We start from the raw sequence: 22972 nt of genomic DNA on the forward strand, positions 1-22972 counted from the left end.
GTGTAGATATTTCCTACCAACGAATGCCGATCCGAATCTAACTGCATTGACTATCCCATTTTCTGGCCTAAATGAACAACGATCTTCACTATTTAACTGCGGCTGACCCACAACGGAATGCGATCGGGAGATTTCAGTATCTAAGTTGGGGAGAATTTACTGGTGCTGTAGATATTACGGTGGCGTCGGGCCAAGCATGGGAAATTGTCTTCTATCAAGGGCAGATTGCCTGGAGTATCGATCGCACCCAGCCCAATCGCATTTGGCAGCGACTGCTGCGTGCTGAGATCGGCTACGAGCATGTTGGACTCGACTTATTATTTCAGGCTGCCAATCATCATCCTTGGCCGGGATTCGAGCAAGGGCGCGAAGTTTGCTGGCAATACCAAGGCGCGCTGGCTCTAATGATGTTAGCCGAAATTAAAACTTCCGAGCTGACCAATATTTTGACGATCGCCGCGCGGGAGACAATTTTTGACTTGTTGCAGTACAGTCAAGGCCAAAAGTTAAACTTTCGATCGCAGTCCGAAATCTTTATCGAGCGACCGCCAATTACAATTAATACCGAAGAAGTCATCGCTCAAGCTGAAGTAATGTGGCAAGAGTGGAATACTCAGAAATTAGGGAATATTTCCCCGCATAAAACCCCAGTTATCAGACATCCCGTCCAACTCTATCGCCAAACTACGCCGATTATTTATCAAAATTTGGTGCAGGTGATTACTGGCAAACGGACGCTGCGAGAAATTGCCGTCGAAATCGATGAAGATTTGTTATTACTAACGCGCTCTCTGACTCGTTATATTCAGACTGGCATCATCGAATTAATCGATCTACCAGATCTCAAGTCGCCCCAGCTTGTTAATAAAGTTTTGCCAGAGCGATCGATCTCTCGGACACCATCGCTACAGCATAAAACCATCCAATCTAAATTAGTGATTTGTATCGATGATAATCCTCATGTTTGTGAAAGTATGAGAGCGATCGTTACCGATGCTGGTTATCGATTTATTGCAATTCAAGATGCAACGCAAGCTTTACCAAGATTACTAGAAAATAAGCCAGATCTAATTTTTCTAGATTTAATTATGCCCAAAGTTAATGGTTATGAAATTTGCGGCCAAATTCGTCGAATTTCAGCTTTGGCTAACACGCCAATCGTAATTTTAACAGGTAAAGACGGATTGCTCGATCGCGTGCGTTCTAAAGTAGTCGGTGCGTCAGAATTTACCTGCAAACCAATCACTGAATATACAATTATTTCTTCGCTTGAAAAATACATCGGCACTGCCTCTTCAAGAAACTAATTCCGATCCAGATGCTCATTGGCAAATTAAATTCTCAATGTTTAGATCGATAACCAACGAATATTTATTATAACAACCGATCGCTAATTATCAATTATCAATTATCAATTATCAATTACCGTCATGAATGACTCACAAATTCAAGCACAGGCTTATAGTTACTTTTTAGCGGAGGCTCCAGAATTACTCCACGTTATCGAGCAAGAAATTCTCACTTTACCTAACGAACACACTACAGCTAAAGTCCATAACCTAATGCGGGCGTTACATACGCTCAAAGGTGCAGCAGCCAATGTCGGGTTGACGACGATCGAGCGGATCGCACACAATTTTGAAGATGTCACGCGAGTTTTTTACGATCTAGACGTAGAAATAGATGTATCGATTCAAACTTTACTTTTAGATGGATATTCAGGATTATCTGAATGCTTAACTGCCCATGTTGCTACTGGTGAGAGTAGAGAAATTGATGAAAGCGCGATCGTCGAGCGGATGACAGCAACCATCGAACAATTAAAAGAAAAATTAGGCGATTGGAGTGAAACAGAAATTGCCCTACCGACAGCGATCGAATTAGGCTTTGATATTGTTGCTTCAATTTTTGAAACGACAATTCAAGAGCAAATTGACGAAGTTGTTACAACGATTGCCACTCACGATCCAGATCTGATTACCCAGTGTCTCCACAGCGTTGCCGACATTTGCATTAGTTTGGCAGAATCTTTTGAACTCCCTGGTTTCTTGGCCATCAATCAGGCAATTTTGGCCGCAATTACCAATCATCCCGATCGAGTGAGCGATATTGCACTGCTTGCTCTAATCGATCTCCAACAAGCGCAAAGTGACGTCCTCGCAGGCGATCGAACTATCGGCGGAACCATTTCTCCCGCTCTAGAAAAACTAGCCCAAAGTACTGCTTTAGCAAGCGATCGAATTTTAGTTGATACTGCTGCTCCCGATCTCGATCGACTAGCTGAAAATAGCGAAACATGGGCAGATATACCTCAAGCCGACCTATCGATCGAAACTGAAGTTATCGACCCCAGAGAAGCCGAATTGAAGGAATTCCAAGCATTTTTGATAAGCGACAGATTTCGCAAGCGCAATCAATTTAGTACCGACAATCAGCATCTATTCGATCGCATCGTTCGCTTGTGCTGGGATTGGTTCCGACACGAGATTCAAGCACTTCCAGCTCAGTTAAATCTAGAAATATTAGTTATGACTGAAGGATTAACAGATTTAGATTATATCCATCACTGGATCGGCCTATTATTAAAAGCCTTAAGTCCATCGAGCGATCGAGATAGTCTTTATCTCTATCGTCAGTGTTGTATCTATCAAGTCGTATTTGCTGTAGCTAAATATTTAGCTGGTACCGAACCACACCCACAATTAACTCCAGAATTTTTGACTGAGTTACGGTTGGGTTTGCAAACTACTGTAAATACTTACAAGCAAGGATCTCCAGTTACTGCCAACGAACGCGGCTGGATCGATCGCATTATTCTTCCCCACCACTGGCTCAAGAATTCTGAGCCGAATCCTAGCGAAGATCTGCTCTTGACCGAAATCTGGGGTCAACTAGATTTTGGTAAGAATCATTAGTAAACAACTACATCGATCGATAGCAATACAAAATCATCATAAATTGCTGGGCATAATAAAAGTATCGCAGAATACTATTTTTATGAGATCTCGCAATGCGATCGCACTCGACGGTTGCCGGGGGTAGCCAGCCAAGATCGATCCTTTGACCCTAGCCACCGTCAGAGATGGAGTTTGTCGGTTGCCATTTAAGGCTTGGTGTCACCAGCGACGTAGCTTGAATCCCCACTCTCATCTTGTCTTTACTGTTAACAATCTGGCTTGCTTTCACAAGTATATTTATATGAAACGACGTTCTATTCTAATTTCAAGCTCGATCTTTCTCCTCAGTCTGGTCGTTACTGTTGGGTGTAATAATAGTCCTACCAGTCAACCTAAAGCCACAGTTAGTCCACAGCCCGGAGATGTTAAATTAGGTTTTAGTGCTTGGCCGGGTTGGTTTCCATGGCAAGTAGCACAAGAAAAAGAAATTTTTGGCCGATCGAAAGTTGGCGTCAACCTCAAATGGTTCGATAGTTATGTTGACTCGATTACTGCGCTCAATAATGGCAGTATCGATGCCAATAGTCAAACATTAGCAGATACGATTAGCTCGATCGCTAGTGGCAATGATTTAGTAGTAGTACTGACCAATGATAATTCTACTGGTAACGACAAGATTATTATTAGCGAACAAATTAAATCTGTCAAAGACCTTAAAGGTAAAAAAGTAGCAGCAGAAGAAGGTACTGTCGATCATTTCTTGTTAGTACAAGCTCTCAAAAGAGTCAATATGACTATGAAAGATATTCAGTTTGTACCGTTAGAAACAAGTAAAGCTGCGGATGCTTTTGTCGCTGGTCAAGTAGATGCAGCCGCAGTATTTGCACCGTTTACGACCAAGGCTTTAAAAAGACCTGGCAGTAGGGAACTATTTAGTTCTAAAGATTTTCCCGGTTCGATTTCCGATCATTTAGTATTTACGCGTAAATTTGTCAAAGAGCACCCCGATAAAGTTCAAGCCGTAGTCGATAGTTGGTTTGCTACTCTGGGCCACATCAACAGAGGCTTGTATCGAGATGAAGCCGACCAAATTATGGCCAAACGCGCGGGAGTAAGTATGGCAGAATACAAAGATTATCTTGATGGGACTAAAATCTTTAGTTTAGAAGATAATCTAGAAGCTTTTAAACCCGGTACAGATACTACCTCTTTACCGCGAGCAGCCGCAGAAGCTAATAAATTTTTGTTTGAGAATAAGTTAATTAAAACTCAAGTAGATGTAAGTAAAATATTTGACGATCGATTTGTCAAGGCTTATGCTGCCAAAACTAGGGGGAAATAACTCAGTGTGCTGTTGACAAAGGCAGGAGGTAGAAGGCCGTTTTCAAAGATCGGGTCATAGACCCGATCTTTCGCTATAAATTGAGTAAGTAGATAGGTATAATTAAATATAAAATATTGCGGAAGATGGGCACTGTCCACCAGCTAGATTTTAGACATAATCTACTTTATAAATAATTGCACTTATCTACTTAGATAACTCAAGTTGCTACCTAAATTCACAGCGGTTAAAACCGCCGCTTGTGATGCAAAGTCCGCCTACGCGGACTGAATTATTAGTCCGCGTAGCGGCTCGCTCTGCGGAGGTTTCCTCCGCAGAGAAGCGAGACAGCGACGCAGCTCCCTTCGGGAAGGCTCCGCCAACGACCCGGAGGGAACCTCCCGGTTGTGTGCGTCAGCGGCTCGCAGCCGGGAGGCTCCCGCCCATACAATTGCGACAAGACAGCAGAAACGCGAGCCGCCGCTCCCCGCAAAATAGTAACCTTATTTACGCCGTAGACTACTAGGTTTAGCGCGTCGCTTCATGAATTGCCGCTACACGCCTTTGAGAGAGCGCGCCGCAGATTGCCATACCCGCTCAAACTAAGATTTAGATACAATAGTTAATAGTAACTATCTGCGCAACTTGCGCGATGGAGTGACGATCGATATTGCCCCGGCTGACTCTCTAGAACGCCGCTAGTAGAGGTGTTTTAGCGGCACGTCACGGTTTCAGATAGATACTGTCGAGATTGTCTTAAGTCGCACAATTGATATTCACAGGATTTATTCGCTCATGCAAGCTCTTACCAAGATCGATAGTTCTCGCCAGCGGGAGATATTAGAAATCCTATTGCACCATGGCTGGGACTTCATGCGCCAAATCCTGACTATGGGCAAAGCCGTGGGTGGAGACGCGACAGCAGAGAATCGAGTCGATGTCCCACCACCAGAAATTCTCCGCAGTATTTTGGTCGATTTGGGTCCTGTTTATGTCAAGCTAGGACAATTGCTCAGTACCCGTCCGGATCTGTTACCGCTGGAATATATCGAGGCTCTGAGCGAACTCCAATCGAATGTGCCGCCGATCGATTGGCGTGAGATCGAAACAATCTTGATCGAACAACTCGCGCAACCACCTTCAGAAATTTTCAGCCAGATCGATATTGTCCCTGTCGCCGCCGGATCGATCGCTCAAACCCATCGTGCAATTCTCAAAGATGGTCGGATCGTCGCCATCAAAGTCCAGCGTCCGGGGATCGATCGCTTGGTGACTAGGGATATTGCCATGATTAAGCAGATCGCCAAGCTGCTCTCTGGCACTGACTTTGGCAAACGTTACGACTTAGTTTCCCTCGCTGCCGAATTTAGTACCGCCCTCCAATCGGAGCTAGATTTCACTCAAGAAGCGCGCTATACAGAGGCACTCCGCCAAAATTTACTGGCGGGTAAGTGGTTTGACACCACCAAAATTATGGTGCCAGAGATCGATCGGCGGTTATCGACTCAGAAAGTCTTGGTGCTCCAATGGTTGGATGGCGTACCAATTTTGGCCGCGCGGCTGACGGGTAAAAATCATGGCGGCGATATTCAACAGGAGCGTCAAGCACTCACCGTCCTATGTTTCCGCGCCTTCTTTCAGCAATATCTCGTCGATGGCTTGTTCCATGCCGATCCGCATCCCGGCAACCTTTTCTACCTCGACGATGGGCGAGTCGCCGTTCTCGATTGTGGCATGATGGGACGACTCGATGCTCGCACCCAGTCGGCTCTAGTCGAAATGATTCTCGCGATCGTCAATGGCGATGCCCAACGTTGCGCCCAAATTACCCTGCAACTGGCCGAACCCATGGGCGAACTCAATCTCTCTCGCCTAGAATGGGATTACGATCGCCTGCTGCACAAATATAACAATATCAGCTTGCAGAATATGAATGCCAGCGAAGCTTTCGCCGAGATCCTTCAAGCTGCGCGCCGCAACAACCTGCGCTGGCCGAGTAATATCGGTCTATTTGCCAAATCCTTAGCCAATTTAGAGGGCGTCGGACGACAATTTAATCCCGAAGTCAATTTATTTGAAGAAGTTCGTCCGCTAATGAATGACATGTTCCAGCGGCAACTTTTCGGCGACGATCTGATCCAATCGCTACTTAGAACGGGCTTAGAATTAAAAAATCTCTCGATGCAATCGCCGCGACAATTAGGATTTTTACTCGATCGATTTAGCTCCGAAACGTTGAAGCTAAATATCACGATTAAAGACTTAGATGGCATCCAAAATAGCATCGATGATGCAGCTAATCGGCGATCCTTTAGTACGGTAGTCGGCTCTTTAGTCGTCGGAGCCGCGATCGTTTCGGCAAATGCCCAAACTTCACAATTGCAACTGCTAAGTAATGTGCTGTTTGGCACGGCAAGTATTCTAGGGTTATGGTTAATTGTGAAAATTATTAGGTCTGGAAATTTACTTTGATTGCAGATAATACTCGCTCGATTTCTCTAAATAACGGCCTCTTAGCAGGAATGGACTGTAAACAATCTTGGCATAACTTATTTAATGTCAACTTTGCTGGATTGTCATCTAGCAATTGACAGCGATCGAGTAAATCTTCTAATAGACAACCAAATGCTCTGACTTCCAATCTTTCCAATGCCGTACCCAAGATCGGATCGTTACGATCGTAGCTAGAAGCGGCACCAAAATCGCCTAACAAGCTATGCCCACTTCGATTTACCAGAATATTGTGAGCGTATAAATCGCCGTGCATTATGCCTTGGGAGTGAAGACGATCCGCCGCCGCACAGATCCCGATGGCGATTTTTAAAAGTTTGGCTACCGAAAAAGATGTCCCCGCAGCATAGGTATCTCTAGTACATGTATCCAAATTCGGCGGGTTGCCTAGATTGCGATAATCGGGGGGAATTAATGACAACATCAAACCCAATCTATCGTTAGGGCAATCGACAATTTTACCCAATGCACCAACCAAATGCGGATGTTCGCCAGCAGCCATACAAGCATTCATTTCATCTGCTGGTACACCATCGCTGGTCATCGCGCCTTTAAAAATCTTGATGGCGACATTAGTGGGCGGCTGCGTTGATGACTCCCAGACACCCTTGGAAATCACCCCAGAAGCACCTTCACCCAAGGTATCCGAAAGAGTCAAATCTGCCCACGGAATGGTGGTTACAGTTGGCGATAGATTCGCAATACAGCACGGATTGCCCGCATAAGCCAACCACGACAGCCGAGGCAAAGTAAATAACCAGTTTGGCAAAGATTCGAGGCAATTTGCCGACAGTCTAATCAGTTCTAAATTCTGACAAGCCGCCATTTTATCTGGCAGCGATCGCAATTGATTTCCAGCGAGCATTAATTTTTGCAAGCGTTGGAGTTTCCCGATCGAATTTGGCAGCCGTTCCAATTTATTGTCCGTCAAAATCAACCACCTCAAATTGAGCGGTAATCTATTTTCGCCCACGATCTTAATTTTGTTAGATTTGAATCCTATCATGGATAAGCTCGGACAATCTGCCACTGCGCTAGGGATTTCCTCAAAATCGTTGTTACTTAGAAAGATAACTTTGAGCTGGTGTAGCCGATCTAAATTCTCAGGTAAAGACCGTAAGTTATTATCAGACAGATTCAATATTTCTAAAGAATCTGCTAGATCGAAAATCTCAATCGGGAATTCTGTCAAATTAGCAGCTAAATCTAGTCGTTTGATCCCCTGCAATTGACCAGAGCGCAGCAAGTCGATCGTTTCCATAGCTCGGTAACTCGTTTATCCTAAACTTAGCCATCATAGATCGTAGTTGCGAACTTAGCTACTACAAAACCAAAAAATGCTCTGCAAATATCTATGCTGCCACCTTATATCTATCGTTCGAGCTTTACAAGAAGCTGAGTTAATCCAGAAACACGATCGACTCTGCGATTTAGCGGCGATCGAGATCGAGCCACACAAATTAGTTAGCTCCAGCGCGTTCGGTTTAATTACTAGTGAATTATCTATATTTGCGTGAATGAATCTGTGATATTTTGAGATACCCAGAGAGCGATTTGTAATCTGTCGCGTAAATTCAAACAAGTGAGAATATTCGTGACGTAGTTTTTGACAGTTCCTTCCGTCAGATGTAAATCTTTAGCAATTTCTCGATTGCTTTTACCCTTACCAATTTGCTTGAGAATTTCAATCTCACTGTGATTGAAATGTTCTAAAATAGCTAATGTCGGCGATGGTGTTACCGCTCGTTCGGGAATGCGTGCGAATACTTTCAATGCGATCGCCGGATCTAGTTGTCCGAAACCGCGATCGAGACTGCGAATCGTCGTTGCTAACTGTTGGGATGGTGTACTTTTGAGGATATAGCCCAGCGCGCCATTTTGGAGCGACTGACAGATATATTCATCTTCATCAAACGTCGTCAACACCATGATTCTAATCCACGGAAATCGCTGATGAATGACTTTTGTGGCTTCTACCCCATTACAGATCGGCATTCGCACATCCATCAAAATTACGTCAGGACGTAGCGTTTCGGCAAGCAAAATTGCCTCTTCACCGTTGCCAGCTTCGCCAACAATTTCAATATCTGGTTCGAGGTTAATTAGTGCCGCTAATCCTTGCCTGAAAATAACTAGGTCATCAACCAATAGTAAGCGAATCATACGTTAGTCGATCGTTGATAATTGAGGAGATTGGTGATACCGATCGATAGTTAAATCACTTCACATTAAGTAGAGAAAATTAATTGCGATCGTTTCGATCGGATTTAGCTATTCCTGTAAACCGTGAATATTTTGCTAAGTTACTAGCAGCAGATGTAACAGCTATTAACCCCGTGTTAATATCTTCAAAGAAAATTACTCCGCCAATATGTTTGTTTGCGATGAAAGGTGCATGGTAAAATTGATATTCTTTAATGTAAATTGTTAAAATATCATCGATGTTGGTAGGTTTGCCGAAGATTTGTTGACATACCTGTGCGATGACATTCAAGAGAAATTCTTGTCGAACTGGCTCGCCGAGATCGCTAAACTCTGGGCGATCGCCAAATTCATCCATATAATATAACCAAATTTTAGAGAGATCTGTCTCTTTTTGCAGCTTTTCTTTGAGTTGGGATAATTTTTCGAGTTTCATGAGTGTATACGAGATCTAGATATAAACGCTTATTGGTAAGTAGATACCTCTCGGTCATTAGGATTTATCATCATCAATAACAAATCCTAATTCCTGTGCTTGGGAGAGTGTCAGTGGCGCGATTGCTGTTAAATCTGGCAACATTAATCGAGAGACAGTATTAGCTTTATAGTCTCTGTAAAAAAGAATTGAATTAATAATTTGCCAATCATACTCTATCTCGACAAACTTGGGCGGCCACATATTAGTGATGATATAGAGATAATATGAATGTTTTTCTTTGTAAATCAGAACTGCTGTTAACTCATCGAACCAAGCAATATAGCGAATGCGGCAACCAAAATAATAATTATATGATTCAATACCTACACTCTTGCTAACTCCTTTATTATTAACATGGTAGATTAAGTAATAAATCTCGACAAAACCCCAGATATCTTCAGGTTTTTCCCATCGTTCGAGATAAACTATTTGCTTGTTGTCAGGATGAACGCTAGCTGCTTCTATTTCTCGCTCGAAACCTTCTCGATCGGTAAATACAATCTGACGATTCAGCAGTTTCGCGGCTAGTTCTATTTGTGACTTGTCCAACTCCAAGCCTAAATGATGTGTATCTGGATAAATTGGATTAGGGTTATTGGCGATATACACTGTGCTAGAAAATTATAGTTATCGAGCGACAATTTTAGCTAGATGCAGGTACGAATATTTTAATTCGGGTACCTCGTCCGACTTCACTATCGAGATTAAATTCTCCACCCAGACATTGCACGCGTTCTTTCATATTTCTTAAGCCAAACCCAGCGTGAGGGCGATCTAAGTCGAATCCTTTGCCATTGTCACAGATATCCAAAATCGTACCGCGATTGACGATCGTACTCTCGATTGTAACTCGATTTGCGTGAGCGTGTTTCTGAATATTTGTCAGCGATTCTTGGACGATGCAGTAGAGCTGATAGCTCGACTGGAGCGATAACGGCGGGAAGCGCACATCGACATGTACCTCAAATGGCAGGTTTTGCTCCGCTAGCGCGAAGATAGCTTCGGTGAGGTCAAAATTAGAACGCTTCATCGTTCCCAAGGCTTGGCGGACGTTATCGAGGGCTTGGGAGCTAAGTTTTTTGGCTAGATCGATCGATTGTTGCGCTCTTTCTGGCTCGGTGGCTTGGATTCTTTGCGCGAGTTCGATTTGCACGTCTAACGATGTGAGTGAATGTCCCAATGTATCGTGAATATCGCGAGCGATTCTATTGCGTTCTAAATCTGTCGCGAGAGTTTCTACTTGTTGCGACAGTCGATCTGCTTTTTGGCGCGACTTTTGTTCTTCCGTCCAAATAGTACCTAGTAACAAAACAAAAATAGAATTACCAAAATAACTGGCGGTGTAACCAGTAACTAGTCTGGGTGAATTTAAATATAGTTTGATATCGGTGTGCTGCACTCGATGGATAATTTCTGGGACGCGGATAGCATAGCTACTACTACTGACAATCCAACAAAACATCGCGATTGTAGCTACTTCTTTTCGAGGTAATAAAAAACATCCCTTCAATAAAAAAGTACCAAACAGACAAAAACTAGTAAACTCATAATAATCAGTAATGATGACGCTTAGCATTGATAGAATGATATAAAATCTTCTTTGCCAGAGCGGGCGATCGACAGGTAGAAATACGATCGATGGCGTAAATATCAACACAAATAAAATTGTATGTTCGAGCATTTGTGGAGATTTTTGCAAATGTGGATTTGCAAAATTTGTCCAAATACTGAATGCTAATGCAAATAGCTCGATGACAAGGAGCGAGCGACGCATTTTAAGAGAAACTGGCGGTAAACTTGTCACACTATCTAGATCGATACTTGCTTCGATTGTAATTCTATCCCTAAAGCTAACGGTATGACCTTAGTCATATTTTGTATGACCTTAGTGAATACTCAGCTTGCAGAAACTAAGTTATTCTCTACTAAATGTGCTGTCGTGTGACACTTGTGCGGCTAGAGCTATCACCAGTACTAGTATTGACAAGATTGCTTCAAGAGGTTGCGGTATGAAAATTTATCTAGCCTATGTATTGCTAATAACTGGTTCGCTGTGGATGACATTGCCCATAGTAGTTGTAGCCAAACCCAATCCGACGAGTGTCAAGCCAACAGTTACCACGGCTAGAATTACACCCACAGCCGCATTAGAACGACTGATACTTGCGCCTAAATTAGATGCGAGTTGGTTTACGCCCGAATTTCTTAAGGCGGCGGATAAAAATTCTGATGTAAATACGGTGCAGTTTCAGCGCGATGTGTCGCTGAAGTTGGGCAAGATGCGCTATGGCAATTATAAATCCGTCCAACCAATTGGCGACGATCGATATCGGATTATTTTCGATCGCGCCGAACCCGATGCCGTCATCGCACAATTTTATATCGATAAATTTGGCAGAATAGCAGGCATTAGTTTAGTCGAGAAAAGGAACGAACCCAATGCAGCAGCACAAGTAGCAGCACAGGCGGCTGTCGATCGATCTTTTAAGACGAATGTGGGGAGTAATGGTAAACCCAATCAATTATTTGTCAGTCTCAAACAATGGCTGGGAAATTATCGCAAAGTTCTTAAAAAAGATGCTAGTAACTATTTAGGCGTGTTCGAGCGTGGTTCGGTACCTGTGACAGTTAATTTTAAACCCGACGGCTCGATCGAGAATTTTAGGATGGGTTGTCCCGTCACCCAATCGACGACGGTAAGTCAGGCACCTCAGCAGCTCCAGAAGTTATTAGCCAATTGTCCCGATCGCTAATTGCCAGATTAGCCCACGACTTCTAGTCGTGGCTGATGTTGCGTAGTCCGCGTAGGCGGACTAGTTAATCAGTCCGCGTAGGCGGACTTCGCAACATGAGGAGCGGTTTCTAACCGCTTGGGTTATAACTAGCAACTTGCATCCTCAATATTATTAATCTATCCTTACCGAAACCATGCGCTGGAAATTATTTTTATTAGCTACGATCTCTACCCTCAGTCACATCTCAAATCCCCCGATCGCACATGCCGAATCGAGGCAGAATGGGAAATTAATTGCCGAGCGCAACTTAGCTAACTTAACCCTAAATCGCAATCGGATCGACACAACCAAAGACATCCCCAGCGCAACCGAACTTATCGCCAAATCAAAACGCAAATCGCGCAAACCAGCCACCCGCCAACAACCAGCAAGTACCATTCCTCCGGCTAAACCGTCGAGCGCGCAGACGCCAGCATCGACGAATCCCGAACCACAAGTCATCGTTGCCGATATCGTTATTACCGCAGATCGAGGTGTGCTAGAACCAGCCTTAGCCGCCAAAATTCGCCAAGTGCTGACGATCGAAATCGGCAAACCCACCACACGCAGCCAATTAGAGCAGAACCTAAATGCCGTCAAGGCTCTAGGCGACTTTGCCACCGTCCAGATCGTGCCCGAAGATACCGCCAAAGGCGTGAAAATTAACTTTTTGGTCAAAACCTACGGCACTCTTTCTCAAGTACAGCTTAAAACCCTGCCAGCCACTATTATCAGCATTCTCAATCCAGCCGCGATTGAGGAAATATTCAAGCCACAATATGGCAAAAGATTAAACGCGATCGAATTCAAAACCACGATCGACAAATTAAACCAACTCTATCAAACCCAAGGCTACAATCTCGCCCAAGTCGTCGATATCGAAGAACTCAATCCCGATGGCAAGCTAACTGTCGTCGTCGCCGAAGGATCGATCGAAGATGTGCGCGTGCGATTCCTCAATAAAAAAGGCGAGGCTGTAGATGAGAATAAACAACCTTATCCGGGACAAACTCGACCCTTTATTATCGTCCGCGAAGCCCAGTCTAAATCGGGGACGATCTTCAATCGCAACACCGTCGAAAAAGATCTGCGCCGGATCTATGGCTTGGGTTTATTCGACGACGTGCGCGTCTCCTTCGCACCAGGGAGCGATCCGGCTAAAGTCGTCCTCCAGTATGATGTCATCGAACGCGGCAAAAATTTCTCGATCGTGCCAAATGCTGGCTATAGCTCCATTAACGGCTTTTTTGCCAGCCTGAATTACAACCAGCTCGATGTCGGCGGCAATGCTCAAACCTTGAGTGCGAACGCTCAAACAGGTACCACAGGTTTGTTAGGCGAACTGAACTTCACCGATCCCTGGATTGCCACCGATCCGCATCGCACATCATATACCGTCAATGCCTTCGCGCGTCAATCGACATCCTTCGTCTTTAGCGGCGGTAAAACACCCCTATCCGTACCAGGAACCACCAGCGATACCCCCACAATTCTCCGCACTGGTGGCGGCATTACTTTCAATCGTCCCCTCGATGGCGATCCTTACAATAACGGTGGCTGGCGGGGTTCCCTGGGGGTACAGTATCAGCGCGTCTCCACCCGCGATATCAATGGTGGATCGATCGTGCCCAAAGACTCTGGCGGTAACGATCTGAGCTTTAGCAAAACCGGACAAGACGATCTGTTGATGTTGCAATTGGGAGTAACCAAAGATGCCCGCGACAGTTTTAGCGATCCGACGCAAGGCTCCCTGCTCAAATTGGGGGTAGACCAATCCGTACCAGTCGGACTAGGCAACATCACCATGACCAAAGCCAGAGCGAGTTTTACCCAATACGTCCCCATGAAATTGATAAACCTGTCACCAGGCAGTCAATCGCTGCTATTCAACGTTCAAGGTGGGACGATTTTGGGCGATTTGCCACCCTACGAAGCATTTAGTCTCGGCGGTACATCGGGCGTGCGTGGGTACGAAGATGGCGATGTCGGTTCGGGACGCAGCTATCTTCAAGCTACCGCCGAATATCGATTCCCGATCGTCTCCTTCTTCGGTTTGGGGATCTTCGCCGACTACGGTACCGATCTGGGGACGGGTAGCAGCGTTCCTGGCAATCCCGCAGGCGCGCGGAGCAAACCAGGGAATGGGTTTGGCTATGGTGCTGGCGTGCGCTTTCAATCGCCGATCGGCCCCTTACGTCTCGATTATGCCATCAACGATCTCAAAGAAACGCGGATTCAATTCGGATTGGGAGAGAGATTTTAAATAAAGTTCGACATCGCCGTGGGGTTAGAAACCCCCGCTAATGTTGTAAAGTCCGCCTACGCGGACTAGGAAATCCAGTCCGCGTAGGCGGACTTTGCAGCACTAGCCCCGATTTCAATCGAGGGCATTATGACCAATAATGATTAAACTCCATGTCATCCATAACAGCTAAAGTCGATCGATTCTTTACCCAGATGTTCAAAAGTAGCTAAATAAACATCAAAAAAACAGATATGGACTTAGTGGAACCGATCGCATTAGCGGCTCCCGCATCTATCCTTATTGGGCCAACTGGAGCTGGTAAAAGTACTATAGGATTATTGCTATCCAAGCGATTAAACCTGCCCAGTGTATCGATGGATGGTATCGCCGAACCTTATTACAATGAGTGCAATTTTGGCATTGCTGTATTTCAGCAACTGCGAGCCGAACAGGGCTTTCTGGCAACTCATCGGCAGTGGGAGCCAGTCCGAGTTTACGCAGTCGAGCGCGTCATGTCAGAATGTGGGCGCGTCGTTTTAGATCTGGGAGCCGGACATACACACTATGAAAATCCTGTCATGTTCGATCGAGTCAAACAGGCGATCTCCTCGTGCCCCAATGTCATCTTATTACTGCCTTGTGCCGATTTGGATCGATCGGTTCGCATCCTAAAGGAGCGATGTATGTCGGAGCGTGGAAGTGACTGGATTAAAGATGGCTATGATTTCATCGCACACTGGGTCAAAGATAGTTGCAATCATGACTTAGCAACAATGACCATTTTCACTGAAGGTAAAACACCAATGGAGACCTGTGAGGAGATTATCGATCGAATGGTTACATCTTCGATTGAACAGAATCGTTAGAAGTTTTTTTCCGCCCGATCGTCACCACCTAAAACAATCTTTAAATCTAATATGACTGAAATCAACAACCAACCGATCGCACCAATTCAACCAGTTACTGATAACTACTTTGGCACAGATGTCATCGATAACTATCGCTACATGGAAAATTTCAACGATCCAGCCGTACAGCAGTGGGTGAAAGCGCAGGCTGACTACACGATCGAGACTCTAGCACAACTACCCGAACGGGATGCTTTTTTCGATCGAATGAGGGAATTAGATGGTTCGGTTCCCGCTAAGGTATATGGCATCATGCGGCTAGCTAACGGCAACATTTTCTATCTCAAGATCGAAGTACAAGAGGATGTCGCCAAACTCTACATGCGATCGAGTCTGGATAGTGCAGAAATTTTGTTGGTCGATCCTGACAGATTTGGGCTGGAAACTGGCCACAAATACGCCATCAATGACTTTAAACCATCATGGGATGGTAAATATGTCATCTATCTCATTTTCGGATTCCGGCTACGCGATCGCACTTTTTTTCTATGGTACGCAACGCAATATCGAACTACATATTTCCAAGCTTTCGGCACTTATCCAAAACATGCCAGAGTGGATAAAAATCTGTGATGCTACCGATGAAATTAGGCACTTTGTTACTCATGAGAACGATCTGTACCTGCTAACTTCCAAGAATGCACCTCGCTTCAAGATTATTAAAACATCATTAGTTAAACCCGACTTATCCACTGCCGAAACTGTGCTGGCTGAGAGTGATTCGATTATCAAAGATATGTTTGCGGCTAATGATGCGTTATATATAAGAGTCTCAGACAATGGCATTAGCAAGGTAACTCGGATTACCTATGATGGTACAATAGCGAAATTAAAATTACCATTTGATGGTATAGCTGAATTTATCAAAAAAGATTTTCATATAGATGGATTAACGATTATCATCGGATCTTGGACACAAGTCGATCGCTATTATCAATACCATCCCACAACAGATTTGTTCACAGATATAGTATTTCAATCTAAAGGAAAATATGATGCTCCCCACGATTTAGTTGCGACAGAAGTAACAGTAAAATCTCATGATGGCACGATGGTACCACTGTCAATTATTCACAAACAGGGGATCGAGCTAGATGGTTCAAATCCATGTTTGTTGATGGGATATGGTGCTTATGGTTATTCCTTCGACCCGTTCTATCTACAGACTCAATATGTTTGGTACGAGCGCGGAGGTATATTTGCGATCGCTCATGTGCGCGGTGGCGGTGAGAATGGAGAAGAATGGTATCGCGCTGGATTTCAACAAACCAAGCCAAATACTTGGAAAGATTTTATCGCTTGTGCTGAATATCTCGTCGAGCAAAAATATACTTCACCAGCCAAACTAGCGGGTGAAGGCACAAGTGCTGGCGGCATCTTAATCGGTAGAGCGATTACCGAGCGTCCCGATCTATTTGCGGTGGCAATTCCACGGGTAGGTTGCCTGAATTCAGTCCGGCTTGAAACAACACCAAATGGGGTGAATAATACCCCTGAGTTTGGTAGTTGTGAGACTGAAGCAGGTTTTCAGGCTCTCTACGAAATGGATGCGTTTTTACACGTTCGTGATGGTATCAATTATCCAGCAATGTTAATTACTCATGGTATTACAGATCCGCGTGTAGAGCCGTGGCAATCAGCGAAGTTTGCCGCCAGAGTTCAAACTGCATCGGCAAGTGGTAAACCTGTGTTGCTGCGGATAGATTATGAAGCAGGGCATGGCATTGGTTCGACGAAAACCCAGATCGTTCAGGAACGCGCCGATATATTCGCTTTTATGATGTGGCAATTTTTAAGCATGAAACCCAACATCGATCTCAATGTTGGGTTTCATTTATGCTAGATATTACTTAAGCTGCCTGAGCTTGACGTTCGGGGGTGAATTGGAACATTGAGTAGACTACATTTCGACGAATATCGGTCATCATTTCCAAGAACATTTCATAACCTTCTTGCTTATACTCGATTAACGGATCTTTTTGACCGTAACCGCGCAAACCGACCGATTCGCGGAGAGCATCCATCGATTGGAGGTGTTCGCGCCAGAGAGTATCGATTTGTTGGAGGATGAAGAAACGTTCGGCTTGACGGGTGAGTCCGGCTTGAACTCGATCGATTTGAGATTCCTTGATATCATAGGCTCGGCGCACTTCTTCACGCATGAAGATTTTGATTTCATCGTAGCTCATATCGTCGATCTGGGTAGGAGTCAGATCGTCAAACAAATTGACAAATTCTCGTGCTTTAGAGACTAAGCCTTCGAGGTTCCATTCTTCAGGTGGTAAGTCTGGGTCGATGTAGGCGTTGACGATATCGTCCATCGTCCGTTCGGCATATTTAACTACTTGCTCCTTGAGGTCTTGACCTTCAAGGACGCGACGACGTTCTGCATAAATGGCGCGACGTTGATTGTTCATCACTTCGTCGTATTCAAATACTTGTTTGCGGATGTCGTAGTAGTAAGTTTCGACCTTTTTCTGGGCACCTTCGAGGCTATTGGTGAGCATTTTGGACTCGATGGGCATGTCTTCTTCGACGCGGAAGGCATCCATTAAGCCACTGACTCGATCGCCACCGAAGATTTGCATCAACGGATCTTTTAAACTGAGGAAGAACTTAGTGGAACCTTTATCGCCTTGACGACCCGCACGACCCCGCAGTTGGTTATCTACCCGCCGCGATTCGTGACGCTCGGTACCGATGACGTGCAAGCCACCGTTGTCTAACACTTCCTCATGTTCGACAGATGTAAAAGCATCGTACTCTTTGCGGATTGCTTTATAGGCATTCCGTAGCTTTTGGACGGCTTCGATTTCGGTCGGTGCTTTTTCGCAGGCGACGGCGATGGTTTCTTCGGCGTCAAGTTCGGATAAGCTCCGTTCGCCGTAGTGTCCGACGGCAAAGTTGACGGCATCTTTGAGTAATGCTTCGGTTTCTTTAGAGATTTCGGTGGGGAAAATATCGGGCGATGCTTTCCATGTTTTCGCTTTTTTACCGCCGCCAAAACCTTGTCCAGAAGCCTTGCTCTGCTGTGCCGCAGCTACTGTCGCAGGGCTAAAGTTGCCATCATCTTCTGGTGCGACGATGCGCGGCATTAGGTATTCCCGCAGCTTCAGGCGCGCCATGTAGTCAGAGTTACCACCTAAGATGATATCCGTTCCCCGACCTGCCATGTTAGTCGCGATCGTGACGGCACCTTTACGTCCGGCTTGAGCGACGATTTCCGATTCTCGTTCGACATTCTCTGGTTTGGCATTCAGAAGCTGATGCGGAATTTCCAATTGATGCAGCAATTGGGACAGAATCTCCGATTTTTCGATACTGGTGGTACCGACGAGTACCGGACGACCAGTCGCGTGCATTTCTGCACATTCTTGAGCGACGGCGCGCCATTTGGCTTCTTCGGTCTTGTACACGACATCGGGATAGTCATACCGTTGACTCTTCCGATTGGTTGGCATTACCGTCACCTGGATTTTGTAGGTTTTTTCCAGTTCCACTTCTTCGGTTTTTGCCGTTCCAGTCATCCCGCCCAATTTAGGATAGAGCAGGAAGAAGTTCTGATAAGTAATCGTCGCCAGGGTTTGGGTTTCGTTCTGAATTTTGACTTTTTCCTTAGCTTCGACAGCTTGGTGCAAACCGTCGCTCCAACGGCGTCCCGATAATACCCGTCCGGTAAATTCATCGACGATCGTCACTTCATCGTTGATGATGATGTAATGGGTATCGCGGATAAACAGTTCTTTAGCTTTGATCGCATTAAAGACATAATGCGCCCACGGATCGGCTTCGTCATAAAGATCCGTTACGCCCAAGAGTCGCTCGGCTTCGGCGAAGCCTTCATCAGAAAGTAGGACGTTTCGCGCTTTCTCGTCTACTTCATAGTGCTTTTCTTTATTTAAACCGCGTGCAATATCGGCAGCTTGGAGATATTTTTCGGTCGGACGTTCGACTTGACCGGAAATAATCAACGGCGTCCGTGCTTCATCAATGAGAATTGAATCTACTTCGTCGATGACGCAGAAGTTAAACGGACGTTGGACAACTTCCGCCATCGCTTCGGCCATATTATCCCGCAGATAGTCAAAACCCAATTCGCTGTTGGTGGCATAGGTGACATCGCAGCTATAGTTTTTCTTCCGCTCTGGAGGATTCATCCCCGATTGGATCAGTCCGACCGACAACCCCAAGAAACGGTGAACTTGCCCCATCCACTCCGCATCCCGTCGCGCTAGGTAATCGTTGACGGTAATGACGTGAACGCCCTTGCCTGTAAGGGCATTTAAATAAGCTGGAAGAGTTGCTACCAAAGTTTTACCTTCGCCAGTCTTCATCTCGGCAATTTGGCCTTCATGAAGTACCATTCCCCCCAGCATTTGCACGTCAAAGTGGCGCAACCCAAGCACGCGCTTACCAGCTTCGCGGACTACCGCAAAAGCTTCAGGCAGAATTTCTTCGAGGATTTCCTTTTCTTCCTCGTCATTATTTGCCTGCTCCAATCTGCGTTTAAATTCTGTTGTTTTCCCTTTGAGTTGTTCGTCACTGAGTTGCTGCATCTCCTCTTCTAGAAGACTGATTTCAGCCACGAGCGGTTGATATTTTTTGAGTTTGCGTGCGTTAGGGTCACCCAGTAATCTTTTTAGCATAGGAGGCAAGCGGTAGGGAAGTTTAATCTAAAATTTATGAGTGCTGAAGTATTCAAATCTTCATAGCTTTCGTATGTATATTATGGTATCATCAGCCACTGGTTTATGGGTGTGCGGTATGCCGATCTGTAGAGAGTAAAGAGTAGAAGGTAGAGGCTAGAGGGGAATGAGGAAAAAAGTCAATCTAATAAAATAGAACCAGAAAATCACGCTCTGGCGTTTGGCAATATCTCAAACGGTTGTAGTCGCAGTCGCGCTGGGCTGCTCTGCGGAAATCTTGAGGTGTCTGGCGAGGAGAAAGAGCGGAAAGGTAACGCTAATGGCAATGAGCGGCGACAGCAGCAAGTATAGCCATACATAGCGCACCCCCACCCGCCGACCTTCGACTACCATAAATATACAGGCAGCGGCTGCGAGTAAAAATAGGTCGTTAGACAGTGAAGCGGCGGCAGCATTTGCATATGCAGCACGCACGAAGTCCGTCATCGAAGCGTTGTTGGGCTGGCTCATGAAGGCAATATTATTAATCCAGGTCGCTGGTAATGCGACAATCGCGATCGAGGCATAGGTAGCACAAATAAGTTTGTCTTCAATCTTCATAGTTGAGATATTTTACCCTATTAATTAAATTTAAATTCGGATACTTTTGTCGATCGATTATATTTTATGCTCGGCTCTCATCATTTGCCAACAAAAAATACTGTAATCTGGACTTATATGGCTAGAAGAGTGGATGAGATCGATCGTTGTCGCTGACATTGACTACCTTTGGCTATGTTTTGGGCATACTTACTATGTAATCTCGCGATCGATAGTCTGATGCGGTGCAAAAAATTAATCTCTCCAGAAAAGTCTGTACAGTCTCCGATCGAATATCGATTTAAATCATTGCTTCTTCCAAATCTTTCCTATGCTATGGCAGCTACTATAGGATTTGCTTTTGTGTTCGGTATTTTTGCCACAATTGTAATTAAATCTATGGTTGAGGCTATTGCTACATCCATTAGTTTCTCAATTGGTTTGTTATTGGCAGAGCTTCTAGTTGTGTATTTCTTAATTAAGGAATCTGATTTCATAATAACTTCAGAACACATTGAGGCGGTTGATTACTGGTACCGTCGTAAATGTATAGGCTGGCAAGAGATTACTTTAGTAAAACATTGTCAGTTGTTTGGAATTAGATATGTATCGATTAAAACAGCAAATGGTAAAAGTGTTCAAGTACCACCTAGCTTTTATAAAACATCTGAAATACTCGATCGAGTTAGAGAATTAGCCGGAGAGGAACATATATTAGTCCGATCATTAGAAAAAGAATTATCGCGTCCGCGTCACGAACTGACCAAAGTTTGGTGCTGGGTAATTGGCTCGATCTTATTGACGATGAGTATTTACCTAATTGGGGGAAATATGTATGCAGCGGAGCAAGAAAAACCATTAGAACAGGCGATCGCAACTTATGTACGCCAACATCCCAAAACTGCACCCAATGAATCGGCGATCGAGTTACAATCCTTGATGACTAAATTGGGGCTATCTGTAGAAGCTTTTGGCGATGGTAGTGAGGTAAAAGTTAAACCAGACAAAGTAGCGATCGAGGAATGGAAATCGGTGGAACCGACTTTTATAAAATAGTTGGAGAACCAACAAAAAAATCAAGAATCGATCGAGCCAATTCCAGAGAAGTTAGCAAATTATATTAAAGTTCATCAACCCGATTTTAAGGCGATCGAAAACCTACTAGTAAATAATACTACGCCACAGTGGGGATTTGATTCAGCTTGGATTGAAAAGAGCGATCTAAAAGGTGGTAGTAGTCCATTATCAAAGCAAATGAATGGAGTCTCTCTATGGTATCTCGAAAATTTGATAATTATTAATATTCTCGATAAACAGTCTCTACCTACTGCCGATATTTCTAGAGATTTAGTTGCAATCGAGAGAATTCAACAATCTTTTCAATCTCAACCATCCTTAGTTGGGCAGTTATTCGGCAGATTTGGCTAACGTCGAATTTCAGACATGGTAAGACGTGTCGATAAAATCCCATCTGGATGGGGCAATAATTTATTGAGCTTAGAGCGTCACCAACAGATGATTAATTCGATTAAGAATGAGGAGATGTGGATGGATAGAATACTCCAAAATCCTCTTACTTTAGATCGAACTTTAATTAATGCAAACAATTTTGGCAAGCTTTAGGTGTCAACTCTGTCGATATCGATCCATTAACTTATACGATTAAACCGATCGCTAAAACATAGCATCCATTCGATCCACATTAATCTGTAGGGGCATCCCCTTGTGGGTGCCCTGTTCGTGCGTAGCTAAATTGCTAAGTATGGGTATTAAACATCGCTTTTAAAAATATTTAGCATCAACCAGCAGATAAAATCTCATCAGCAGTTAGATCGAGCAAGGTATCCTGAAATAATAATTTGTCGCTACCGCGATAAACTTGCTCCTGATATCCTGCTGATATCAATGTTAATACCGTAATTTCTAGCACTTGTGGATCGACAATCCAGTAGGCAGGAATTTCTCGATCGAGATACTGATTTCGTTTGGCAATATAATCTCTATCTCGTTGTAGATTGCCAGGGCTGACTACTTCTATTACCAAATCTAGTGGTGCCATACTCAATCGAATCGTATTGCGAGAACGTAATTGTTCGATATGTTCTGGTTTAATAATCGTCAAATCGGGATAACGATTGCGAGGTTCTCCATTTACTTCCAACTCTAATCCATGTCCCCGAACGCGCAAATAGCCGACAATTGGCAGAAAAGAAGCTAATAAAAAATTAGCAATTCCGATATTAAATCCCGATTCTGGCGGCACTTCGACTAATTTGCCGTTAAATAATTCATACAGCCGATTGTTGCTATCAGTGTACTCTAAATATTCCTCAAAAGACTCAAATCGAGGATGCTTAACTACTTCTCCGGTTGATAATATCATCTAACGGAAACTCCTAAAAGGACTATAA

19 protein-coding genes are annotated in these 22972 nt (G+C 44.5%); 11 read left to right on the plus strand and 8 right to left on the minus strand.

Features of this window, described 5'->3' with window-relative positions; all coding sequences use genetic code 11:
* The first annotated feature begins 71 nt into the window (after positions 1–71).
* The 4 genes from CHA6605_RS26855 (at position 72) to CHA6605_RS26870 (ending at position 6690) form a co-directional block, all read left to right on the plus strand.
* Entirely contained in the window at positions 72–1307 is a 1236-nt protein-coding gene (locus CHA6605_RS26855; RefSeq protein WP_015162520.1) for a response regulator, read from the plus strand.
* 123 nt (positions 1308–1430) lie between these two features.
* The gene (locus CHA6605_RS26860) at positions 1431–2915 is read left to right on the plus strand and encodes an Hpt domain-containing protein (RefSeq protein ID WP_015162521.1); all 1485 of its coding nucleotides are present in this window, start codon (positions 1431–1433) and stop codon (positions 2913–2915) included.
* Between the two features lie 283 nt (positions 2916–3198).
* Positions 3199–4239, plus strand: a complete 1041-nt coding sequence (locus CHA6605_RS26865) for an ABC transporter substrate-binding protein (RefSeq protein ID WP_015162522.1) — start codon at positions 3199–3201, stop codon at positions 4237–4239.
* Between the two features lie 774 nt (positions 4240–5013).
* Entirely contained in the window at positions 5014–6690 is a 1677-nt protein-coding gene (locus CHA6605_RS26870) for an ABC1 kinase family protein (protein ID WP_015162523.1), read from the plus strand.
* Here CHA6605_RS26870 and CHA6605_RS26875 read toward each other — a convergent pair.
* The 5 genes from CHA6605_RS26875 to CHA6605_RS26900 all read right to left on the minus strand — a co-directional run bounded on the left by CHA6605_RS26875 (position 6668) and on the right by CHA6605_RS26900 (position 11213).
* Positions 6668–7990: a leucine-rich repeat-containing protein kinase family protein gene (locus CHA6605_RS26875; protein WP_015162524.1), complete on the minus strand. Its 1323-nt coding sequence runs from the start codon at positions 7988–7990 to the stop codon at positions 6668–6670. The two genes, CHA6605_RS26870 and CHA6605_RS26875, sit on opposite strands and share 23 nt — an antisense overlap.
* Before the next feature lie 242 nt (positions 7991–8232).
* Entirely contained in the window at positions 8233–8892 is a 660-nt protein-coding gene (locus tag CHA6605_RS26885) for a response regulator (RefSeq protein ID WP_015162525.1), read from the minus strand.
* A gap of 79 nt (positions 8893–8971) precedes the next feature.
* Positions 8972–9367, minus strand: coding sequence for a hypothetical protein (locus CHA6605_RS26890; RefSeq protein WP_015162526.1), 396 nt, complete (start codon positions 9365–9367; stop codon positions 8972–8974).
* A gap of 57 nt (positions 9368–9424) precedes the next feature.
* Entirely contained in the window at positions 9425–10018 is a 594-nt protein-coding gene (locus CHA6605_RS26895; RefSeq protein WP_015162527.1) for a hypothetical protein, read from the minus strand.
* Positions 10019–10052: 34 nt separating this feature from the next.
* Positions 10053–11213 carry a sensor histidine kinase gene (locus CHA6605_RS26900; RefSeq protein WP_157260114.1) on the minus strand — a complete coding sequence of 387 codons (1161 nt, stop codon included), beginning with the start codon at positions 11211–11213 and terminating at the stop codon, positions 10053–10055.
* A 205-nt stretch (positions 11214–11418) separates the two neighbouring features.
* Between CHA6605_RS26900 and CHA6605_RS26905 the strand changes: the two genes are divergently transcribed.
* From CHA6605_RS26905 to CHA6605_RS26925, 5 genes are all read left to right on the plus strand, one after another.
* Positions 11419–12162, plus strand: a complete 744-nt coding sequence (locus tag CHA6605_RS26905) for a hypothetical protein (RefSeq protein WP_015162529.1) — start codon at positions 11419–11421, stop codon at positions 12160–12162.
* A 175-nt stretch (positions 12163–12337) separates the two neighbouring features.
* Positions 12338–14446, plus strand: coding sequence for a BamA/TamA family outer membrane protein (locus CHA6605_RS26910; protein ID WP_015162530.1), 2109 nt, complete (start codon positions 12338–12340; stop codon positions 14444–14446).
* A gap of 233 nt (positions 14447–14679) precedes the next feature.
* Positions 14680–15294 carry a shikimate kinase gene (locus CHA6605_RS26915; RefSeq protein WP_015162531.1) on the plus strand — a complete coding sequence of 205 codons (615 nt, stop codon included), beginning with the start codon at positions 14680–14682 and terminating at the stop codon, positions 15292–15294.
* A 51-nt stretch (positions 15295–15345) separates the two neighbouring features.
* Complete coding sequence (locus CHA6605_RS35910; RefSeq protein WP_041548485.1) at positions 15346–15909, plus strand: prolyl oligopeptidase family protein; 564 nt, start codon at positions 15346–15348, stop codon at positions 15907–15909.
* On the plus strand, positions 15809–17179 hold the full coding sequence (locus CHA6605_RS26925) for a prolyl oligopeptidase family serine peptidase (RefSeq protein ID WP_232432333.1): 1371 nt from the start codon (positions 15809–15811) through the stop codon (positions 17177–17179). Before CHA6605_RS35910 ends, CHA6605_RS26925 begins: the two co-directional genes overlap by 101 nt.
* Before the next feature lie 7 nt (positions 17180–17186).
* Here the strand turns inward: CHA6605_RS26925 and secA are convergent, their stop codons facing one another.
* Together secA and CHA6605_RS26935 are read right to left on the minus strand one after the other, a co-directional pair.
* Positions 17187–19982: a preprotein translocase subunit SecA gene (gene secA / locus CHA6605_RS26930; protein WP_015162532.1), complete on the minus strand. Its 2796-nt coding sequence runs from the start codon at positions 19980–19982 to the stop codon at positions 17187–17189.
* 231 nt (positions 19983–20213) lie between these two features.
* A complete protein-coding gene (locus CHA6605_RS26935; RefSeq protein ID WP_015162533.1) occupies positions 20214–20582 on the minus strand; it encodes a DUF2834 domain-containing protein in 369 nt (122 codons plus the stop codon).
* Between the two features lie 315 nt (positions 20583–20897).
* On the opposite strand from CHA6605_RS26935, the gene CHA6605_RS26940 reads away from it, so the two are divergent.
* Positions 20898–21617 (plus strand): hypothetical protein, encoded by a 720-nt coding sequence (locus CHA6605_RS26940; RefSeq protein WP_157260115.1) that lies wholly within the window; start codon positions 20898–20900, stop codon positions 21615–21617.
* The gene (locus CHA6605_RS26945) at positions 21618–21989 is read left to right on the plus strand and encodes a hypothetical protein (protein WP_015162535.1); all 372 of its coding nucleotides are present in this window, start codon (positions 21618–21620) and stop codon (positions 21987–21989) included.
* A 370-nt stretch (positions 21990–22359) separates the two neighbouring features.
* On the opposite strand, the gene CHA6605_RS26955 is transcribed toward CHA6605_RS26945, so the two are convergent.
* Positions 22360–22944 carry a Uma2 family endonuclease gene (locus CHA6605_RS26955; RefSeq protein WP_015162537.1) on the minus strand — a complete coding sequence of 195 codons (585 nt, stop codon included), beginning with the start codon at positions 22942–22944 and terminating at the stop codon, positions 22360–22362.
* Positions 22945–22972 lie beyond the last annotated feature (28 nt).

This window comes from Chamaesiphon minutus PCC 6605, assembly GCF_000317145.1.
GTDB classification, from domain to species: domain Bacteria; phylum Cyanobacteriota; class Cyanobacteriia; order Cyanobacteriales; family Chamaesiphonaceae; genus Chamaesiphon; species Chamaesiphon minutus.